The organism is Thalassoglobus neptunius (assembly GCF_007859735.1).
In the GTDB taxonomy this organism is placed as follows: Bacteria; Planctomycetota; Planctomycetia; order Planctomycetales; family Planctomycetaceae; genus Thalassoglobus; species Thalassoglobus neptunius.
Window position 1 is genome coordinate 1 of the sequence record NZ_SIHI01000146.1, and the last position, 1,224, is coordinate 1,224.

Below are 1,224 nucleotides of genomic sequence, written 5' to 3' on the forward strand. Positions count from 1 at the left end.
ATTCAGGACTGGCGGATGACTTACAACCACCGCCGTCCGCACAGCTCTCTTGGAGGGTTGACGCCTGCCGAATTTTCGACTCAGTGTGCTTCCGTTCCAGAGAAGGTTCCGCCTACGGCTCCACCTTCTCCTCCACTCCAGCACACTGACTTACTTACCTAACCCCAACTCTCATAAGCCTGGTTCAAACTTCGGGGGCATTTCACTTGCGTCCAAAGTGGTAAATCTCCAATTCGCGCCGTAGCCAGGGTGCCATGCCCACGCGAGCGACGGCATGTAAAAACTGGTCAGTCGAATCGTCTTGAATTGACCTCGTCATCGACATCCGAACGTTCGCATGAGGCATTAGAATCAGATGCACCTGCTCCGGCATAATGCCCCACCCCCAGAGATCGAAGGGATTTTTCTTCCTGGCAAGACCAATGCCATCGACCATCCACTGGCATGTTCGGCTTTTATTCAACAAAGGAAGTCGACGAAAGCACGAAATAGTCAGCAAATGGGCATCTCCGTCAGTGTTGTAGACTCTTCGAGTTTTTCGATGGCCAGAGTGCATCTCCAACTTGACCATCTCACGACGATCAAAGCATGCCCACGCAAGCGAGGGCATTGCACCCGGCACCCGGCTCAGAAGTTCTTTCTGCAATGCCACCCAGCCCAGACCACGCAGCGAAGTTTTCGACAGATAGTTCCTCGACTTCATTTCTTAAGGCCTCCGACACCGTTGCGAATCAGTAGGTCTTTAATCTCGTACGGGTTCATTTCAGCGTAGAGTACTGAGACTCGATGTTTGATCGTCGCCGTACTTAAGATGACATCACACCGTGATGTGTTTTGCAGCCAATCGACTTCAACACCTACAATGTCTTTCGATGAACACACATCAAAACGTGGATACAATAGCGATTTTCGAAATCTGACGACATCGCCCTGGAGTGAAATCACAACAGGCCTCAAGAGCAGTAGCGTACCAAGTCCCAATGCTACGATGCTCAGCGACAACGCGATCAGAAGTTGTTCGGTCATGCCAAGTGAATTCATGTTGTCGCGATTCACATACAGCAGGACTAAGAGGCTATCCGGAAACTGAGGTTTTGTGAAAGTCTGGTTTTGTTCACACTTTGCGGTTCATCAACGCAAAGGAGTGCACGGTGTCCGAGGCGATTCGAAAAGCGTACCCAAGTGACCTGACTGACCTTCAGTGGGAGATGATCGAAATGATTC

The 1,224-nt window shown here is 50.6% G+C and carries 3 protein-coding genes; 1 reads left to right on the top strand and 2 read right to left on the bottom strand.

The features are described 5' to 3' along the window. Positions 1-162, top strand: a complete 162-nt coding sequence (locus tag KOR42_RS28125; protein WP_390620856.1) for an integrase core domain-containing protein — start codon at positions 1-3, stop codon at positions 160-162. 40 nt (positions 163-202) lie between these two features. On the opposite strand, the gene KOR42_RS26300 is transcribed toward KOR42_RS28125, so the two are convergent. After that, positions 203-703, bottom strand: a complete 501-nt coding sequence (locus KOR42_RS26300) for a hypothetical protein (RefSeq protein WP_146512754.1) — start codon at positions 701-703, stop codon at positions 203-205. Further along, positions 700-1,026: a hypothetical protein gene (locus KOR42_RS26305; RefSeq protein WP_146512755.1), complete on the bottom strand. Its 327-nt coding sequence runs from the start codon at positions 1,024-1,026 to the stop codon at positions 700-702. The genes KOR42_RS26300 and KOR42_RS26305 overlap by 4 nt, the downstream gene beginning before the upstream one ends. Positions 1,027-1,224: the final 198 nt, after the last annotated feature.

Coding starts and splice junctions, on each gene's coding strand:
- KOR42_RS26300 (WP_146512754.1), bottom strand. CDS start 703: ATGAAGTCGAGGAACTATCTGTCGAAAACTTCGCTGCGTGGTCTGGGC.
- KOR42_RS26305 (WP_146512755.1), bottom strand. CDS start 1,026: ATGACCGAACAACTTCTGATCGCGTTGTCGCTGAGCATCGTAGCATTG.